5 protein-coding genes are annotated in these 6,250 nt (G+C 68.6%); 1 reads left to right on the top strand and 4 read right to left on the bottom strand.

Features of this window, described 5'->3' with window-relative positions; all coding sequences use genetic code 11:
• Positions 1 to 381 (top strand): translocation/assembly module TamB domain-containing protein (locus tag BT264_RS22745; protein WP_177318394.1); only part of this gene is annotated, 381 nt, incomplete at its 5' end.
• A gap of 25 nt (positions 382 to 406) precedes the next feature.
• Here BT264_RS22745 and BT264_RS22740 read toward each other — a convergent pair.
• The 4 genes from BT264_RS22740 to BT264_RS22720 all read right to left on the bottom strand — a co-directional run bounded on the left by BT264_RS22740 (position 407) and on the right by BT264_RS22720 (position 6,112).
• Entirely contained in the window at positions 407 to 1,543 is a 1,137-nt protein-coding gene (locus BT264_RS22740) for a DNA methyltransferase (RefSeq protein WP_072440934.1), read from the bottom strand.
• The gene (locus tag BT264_RS22735) at positions 1,527 to 2,735 is read right to left on the bottom strand and encodes a radical SAM protein (protein WP_256260695.1); all 1,209 of its coding nucleotides are present in this window, start codon (positions 2,733 to 2,735) and stop codon (positions 1,527 to 1,529) included. The genes BT264_RS22740 and BT264_RS22735 overlap by 17 nt, the downstream gene beginning before the upstream one ends.
• A gap of 203 nt (positions 2,736 to 2,938) precedes the next feature.
• A complete protein-coding gene (metG, locus tag BT264_RS22730) occupies positions 2,939 to 5,092 on the bottom strand; it encodes a methionine--tRNA ligase (protein ID WP_072440932.1) in 2,154 nt (717 codons plus the stop codon).
• 375 nt (positions 5,093 to 5,467) lie between these two features.
• Complete coding sequence (locus BT264_RS22720) at positions 5,468 to 6,112, bottom strand: YiaD family glycine zipper/OmpA-like lipoprotein (RefSeq protein ID WP_072440929.1); 645 nt, start codon at positions 6,110 to 6,112, stop codon at positions 5,468 to 5,470.
• Between the last annotated feature and the right edge of the window lie 138 nt (positions 6,113 to 6,250).

The following is a 6,250-nucleotide window of genomic DNA, read 5'->3' as shown; positions in this document are numbered from 1 at the left end:
AACGAGAAGCTGTCGTGGCTGCTGTTCGGGCACGGCACCGACCAGGGCAACAACGTCGGCCAGCAGGGCGCGATGACGGCCGCGCTCGCGCTGCTCGGCAGCGCGACCGGCAAGCGCGTCGCGCAGACCATCGGCCTCGACGAATTCTCGATCGGTCGCAGCGACGTCGGCCTGACCGATCCGCAGGTCGTGCAGGTGTCGAAGGCGATCAACGAGCGCTTCGTGCTCGGCTACGAGCAGGGGCTGCAGTCGGCCAGCAACGCGTTCAAGGCGACGATCAACCTGACGCGCTTCTGGTCGGTGTCCGCGTACGGCGGCACGTTCCAGGGTGTCGACCTGAACTACACGCGGCGCTTCGATCGCTGGTTCGGGCAGCGGTGATCAAGGGGCGCGCTCCGGCCCCCGCTCAGCCCGACGCGCCCCGCCTCGGGTCGGCGCGCAGGCATGCGTCGAAGGTTTCGCGCGTAGCGGCGACCGTCACGTCGACCTGCAGCCAGCAGCCGCGTGCATCAAGCCGCCGTGCGCGGAAGTAGTGGCGGTATTGCAGCGCGGCAGCCGCGACCGGCGGCGTCACCCGCGCATTCCACGATTCGATCGAGAAGCCGTCGGCGTCGAGCCATTGCAGCAGCCGTGACAGATCCGCATCGTCGGGCGGCACGACGAGGTCGACGTCGTTCAGCGGCGCCGCGGCGGCATCGTCCGCTGCCGCCGCGAGCCGTTGCGCGAAGCCGCCGATCGCCGCGAACGCGAAGCCCTCGCGCGTCAGCGCGGCCACCAGCGCGCGGGCTGCGTCGACGTCACTCGCGAGCGGCGCCTTGCGGCACACGAGCGCGTATTCATGCGTGCGGTCGGTGGCGCCGGCGCCGTGCGGCGCCGGGCCGTCGGCGCGTTCGTAGATCAGCACGCGTTCGTCGTGCAACACGAAGCGCTCGCCGAGCAATCGCGCGACATCCCATGCCAGCGGCACGAACCGGCCGCCGACCCGCAGGTTCTGCGCCATCGCGATGCACCAGCCGCCCGGCTCGAGCAGCGCATGCACGCCGGCGAACACGTTGCGCATCCGCTCGAGATACGGCGCATAGCAATCGACGCCGTACAGTTGCCCGTCGCGCGGGCTGTCGGGCAACCCCGTGCAGCCGAAGTAGGGCACGCTCGTCAGGCACAGCGTGAACGGGCCGCCGGCGCGGCGTGCCGCGGCCTGCGTCGCGTCGCTCGACAGGTCGCCGGCCAGCACCGGATAGCGGGCGGGTGGCGCGCCCGTGCGCGCGAGTCGTTCGCGTGCGAATGCGACGCGCGCCGGGTCGATCTCGACGCCGAGCGCCGGCACGCCGCATCGCGCGGCGGCGACGAGCGTCGTGCCGAAGCCGCCGAACGGATCGACGATCCAGCCGCCCGGCGTCGCGTGGCTGCCGATGAATGGCATCATCTGCTCGACCCAGCCGCAATCGCGCGCGGCAAACGCATCCCGCGCGCGCAGGTCGGCGGGCAGGGTGGTGTCGGTGGCCTCGTCGGTCAGGCGCAGCCAGCTAGTCACGACGGTCATCGTTGCTCCACAGGATGTCGCGCGCCGGATGCCAGCCGGCGCACAGGTTGCCGTTCGGGTGGAACACGAGCTTGTACACGGCATCGCGCAACTCGTGCTCGCGCATCGCGCCGTAGTCGGACGTCTCGAACACGACCTCGAAGCCGTCGCGATGCGTCCAGCGCGCATTCCAGAAATAGTAGCCGGCCGTCAGCGCGATCGGTTCGTACTGCGCGGAAAACGCGGCGTCCGCCGCGCAGGCGAGCAGCAGCGCGTCGATCGGAACGCGTGTGCGGTCGATGTAGCGCCGCGTCGCGTTGTGCCGATAGGTGTCGGGCAGCGCGGAGAACTCGCGGAAGATCACCGAGCGGGCCCCGAGCGCGCGTGCATGGGCCAGATAGCGGAGCACGTCCGCCGGCGTCTCGATGCCGCCGCGCTGCACGATGCAGACGAGCTTGACCGGAAAGTGCGCGCGCGCGGCGGCAAATGCCGTTTCGAACGCGTGCTGGTGCCTCACGTGCCGGCCTGGCCGAAAGCGCATGATCGACTGGTTCACGTCGTCGCGGTCGTGATGACGCGACCATTCGAGCCATGAGATGCCGAAGTCCGCGAGGGCCGGCAGCAGCGCGTCGCCGTGTTCGACGAGCCCGGCGCCGTTTGTGTACAGCACGCTGCCGGTTGCGTCCGGACCGTCGTCGCCGGCCGCGCCGAGCGTCGCGACGAGCGACAGCAGCCAGCGCGGATCGTCCGTGTTCTCGAGCCCGGACAGCGAGTACGACAGCGGCACGCCGCGCAGGGTGCTCAGCGCACGCCGCAGCGTGTCGAAATAGTCGGCCGCCGGGCGCAGGCCTGCCGCTACCGGGCCCGACGCGGTTTCGTCGACCAGCGTTTCCGAGCAGAACCGGCAACGCGCGGAGCAGGGCTGCGCCGCCGCGTACGGCGTGAACGTGAGCGGCTGCGCGAAGCGGATCGTTCGGCCGGCAACGGTATGGACATGCCAGCGGCGGCTGTCGTCGGCGGGCGGCTCGCGCAACGCGAGCCACGCGAAGCGCCGGGCGAGCGTGTCGAACGCAGGGCTGCGCGCGACGAGCGGCGCGACGGCGTTGGCGTGCGCGATCGGCACGAGCGGAATCGTGATCGGGGCGCGGGCACGGCTCGCGCGCGGCGAAGCACGCGTGCGTTCCGCTGGCGGGGCGTCGGAAGTGTGTGTCATGTCGTTATTCTTGGGTGGGGCCTGCCGCCACGGCCTGGGTGGACCGCTGGATGCGGTCTTCGGAATCCGGCGGGCCCGATGTCGTCGCCATGTTAGCCGAACTCGCGCGCTGCGCGTCGGGCGGTGCTGCGCGCGCCACGCCATGAAAAAAAGCCCCGCACGTATCGTGCGAGGCTTTCTTCTCAAGCAGTGGCGTGTGCTGCTTACTTCACGCGCATGCCGGGCTTCGCGCCGCTGTGCGGCTCGAGGATGTAGAGGCCCGGCTCGGCCTTCTCGTCGGTTGCCGACGCCGCGAGCACCATCCCTTCGGACAGGCCGAACTTCATCTTGCGCGGCGCGAGGTTCGCGACCATCACCGTCAGCTTGCCGACGAGCTGCTCGGGCTGGTACGCGGACTTGATGCCCGAGAACACGTTGCGGGTCTTTTCCTCGCCGATGTCGAGCGTGAGCTGCAGCAGCTTGTCCGAGCCTTCGACGGCCTGGCACGCGACGATCTTCGCGATGCGCAGGTCGATCTTCGCGAAATCGTCGATCGAGATGGGGGCGTCGTCGGCGCCGTTCACGACGGCCGGCTTCGCGTTCGCCTTGGCGTTCTTCGCATTCTTCGAGTCCTTCGCGGCGTTCGCGCTTGCAGCGGCCGCGTCGGCCTGCAGCGAATCGCGGTTCGCGGCGAGCAGCGCGTCGATCTGCTTCGCGTCGACGCGCGTCATCAGGTGCTGGTAAGCCTTGATCGGCTGTTCCGACGACAGCGGCTTCGCGGCATCGGCCCACGTGAGCGGCGCGATCCCGAAGAACGACTCGACGGATTCGGCGACGCGCGGCATCACCGGCTTCAGCGCGAGCGACAGCAGGCGGAACGCCTCGAGGCTCACGCTGCAGGTTTCGTGCAGCGCGACCGCGTTGGCCGGATCCTTTGCGAGCTCCCACGGCTTCGCGCCGTCGACGTACGCGTTCACGTCGTCCGCGAGCTCCATCGTGTGGCGCAGCGCGCGGCTGTATTCGCGTGCTTCGTAGTTCGCGGCGATCGCGGGAATCGCATCGCGCAGCTTCGCGACGAGCGGATGGTTCATCGCGCTGTCCTGCACGCGGCCGTCGAAGCGCTTGAGCAGGAAGCCGGCCGCGCGGCTCGCGATGTTCACGTACTTGCCGACGAGGTCGCTGTTCACGCGCGCCTGGAAGTCGTCGAGGTTCAGGTCGATGTCTTCCATCGTCGCGTTCAGCTTCGCGGCGAAGTAGTAGCGCAGCCACTCGGGGTTCAGGCCCGTGTCGATGTAGCTCTGCGCGGTGATGAACGTGCCGCGCGACTTCGACATCTTCGCGCCGTCGACCGTCAGGAAGCCGTGCGCGAACACGTTGGTCGGCGTGCGGTGGCCCGAGAACTCGAGCATCGCGGGCCAGAACAGCGTGTGGAAGTACAGGATGTCCTTGCCGATGAAGTGGTACTGCTCGGCCTTCGAGCCCGCGCGGATCCACGCGTCGAAATCGATGCCGTTGCGGTCGCACAGGTTCTTGAAGCTCGCGTAGTAGCCGACCGGCGCGTCGAGCCACACGTAGAAATACTTGCCGGGCGCACCGGGGATCTCGAAGCCGAAGTACGGCGCGTCACGCGAGATGTCCCAGTCGGCGAGCTTGGCCTCGCCGGCGTCGCCGAGCCATTCGCGCATCTTGTTGGTCGCTTCGGGCTGCGCGAGGCCGCTCACCCATTCGCGCAGGAACGTCTCGCAGCGCGGGTCGGACAGGCGGAAGAAGTAGTGCTTCGACGTCTTGCGCACCGGCGTCGCGCCCGACACGACCGAATACGGGTTCAGCAGTTCGGTCGGCAGGTAGGTCGAGCCGCACACCTCGCAGTTGTCGCCGTACTGGTCCTTCGCGTGGCACTTCGGGCACTCGCCCTTGATGAAGCGGTCCGGCAGGAACATTTCCTTGACCGGGTCGTACGCCTGCTCGATCTCGCGTTCGGCGATCAGGCCGGCTTCCCGCAGCGCGAGGTAGATCTGCTCGCTCAGCACGCGGTTCTCGTCCGAGTCGGTCGAGTAGAAGTTGTCGAACTGCACGCCGAAGCTGTCGAAATCGCGCTTGTGCTCGGTCCAGACGCGATCGATCAACTGCTTCGGGCTCAGGCCTTCCTTCTCCGCGCGCAGCATGATCGGCGTGCCGTGCGTGTCGTCGGCGCCGATGTAGTAGACCTCGTGACCGTGCATTCGCAGCGTCCGCACCCAGATGTCGGTCTGGATGTATTCGACCAGATGGCCGATGTGGATCTGCCCGTTGGCATAGGGCAGTGCGGACGTAACGAGGATCTGGCGCGCGCCTTGCGGCGCCGCAGCCTGCACGGAAGTGAGGTCGGTTGCGGACATAAGGTCTGTAGAGGAACGGCGGAAATACGACGGGAAACTGCGATTCTAGCAGGGGCGCGGGCCGGGGAGGCGGGCCGGCGCCGCGTGGCCGGTGCCGGAACGGGCGGGGTCGCGCAAACGGCGTGCCCGGCGGTGCTGCTGCGCTGCAGCACGAATTCTGCGGGCAAAAAAAACCGGGGCGGATATGGCCCCGGAGCAACAACGACAAGAGGAGAATGGTGACGCGCCGGCAACTCCCAGCCGCGTACCGTAAATACTGACCACGCCCCGCCACGGAAGTTCGAAAATTTTTTCGATTTGTTACCGGCCCCGACGGATGCCTTGTCCGGCGGGGCTGCGCGGGCGGCGTGCCCGCGCCTTCCCCTCGTCGTGCGCTTATTGCGCCTGCGCTGCGCGCAGGTAGATTTCGACGCGGCGGTTTTGTGCGCGGCCGGCTTCGGTCGCGTTGTCCGCGATCGGGTTCGATGCGCCCATGCCTTGCGCCGACAGACGGCCGCCGTTGACGCCGCGCTGCGCGAGCGCGTTCACGACGCTTTGCGCGCGGTTCTGCGACAGCGTCTGGTTCAGCTGCGCCGAGCCCGTGCTGTCCGTGTAGCCGACGACCGATGCCGTCACTTGCGGGTTCTGGTTCAGCGTCGTCGCCAGGTCGTTCAGCAGCGGCGTGAATGCCGGCGTGATCGCGTACTGGTTCGTCGCGAACGTCACCGAGCTCGGCACGTTCAGCTTCAGCGAGCCGTCCGGCTGCTCGGTCACCTGCGTGCCCGTCTGCGCTGCCGACGGCGCGAGCTTGTTCCTGATCGCCTGCCAGTTGTAACCCGTCACGCCGCCGACCAGCGCGCCGACGCCCGCGCCGATCGCCGCGCCCTTGCCGCCGCCTGCCAGTGCGCCGATGCCCGCGCCCAGCGCCGCACCGGTGCCGGTACCGACGGCCGTGTTGGTGCCTTGCGGCGATGCGCAGCCGGCCAGCACTGCACCGGCCAGGGCGAAGACGGACAGGCGAGTCGCGATTTTCATGTTCATCTTGGATTCCTCTCTTGGTTGAACGAGTCGACAACGACAACTACAGTTACGGCTCCCCGCACAGGCCGCCCGAAAAAGGAGGGTGGGCCCGGCGCTCGCGGCAGCCGCCGAGGCGGCCGCATGCCCTGTCCGTCAACA

The sequence above is a fragment of the Burkholderia sp. NFPP32 genome (assembly GCF_900119325.1).
In the GTDB taxonomy this organism is placed as follows: Bacteria; Pseudomonadota; Gammaproteobacteria; order Burkholderiales; family Burkholderiaceae; genus Burkholderia; species Burkholderia pyrrocinia_C.
Note: the sequence above shows the minus strand (reverse complement) of the source record. Positions and strands in the feature narration are given on the sequence as shown.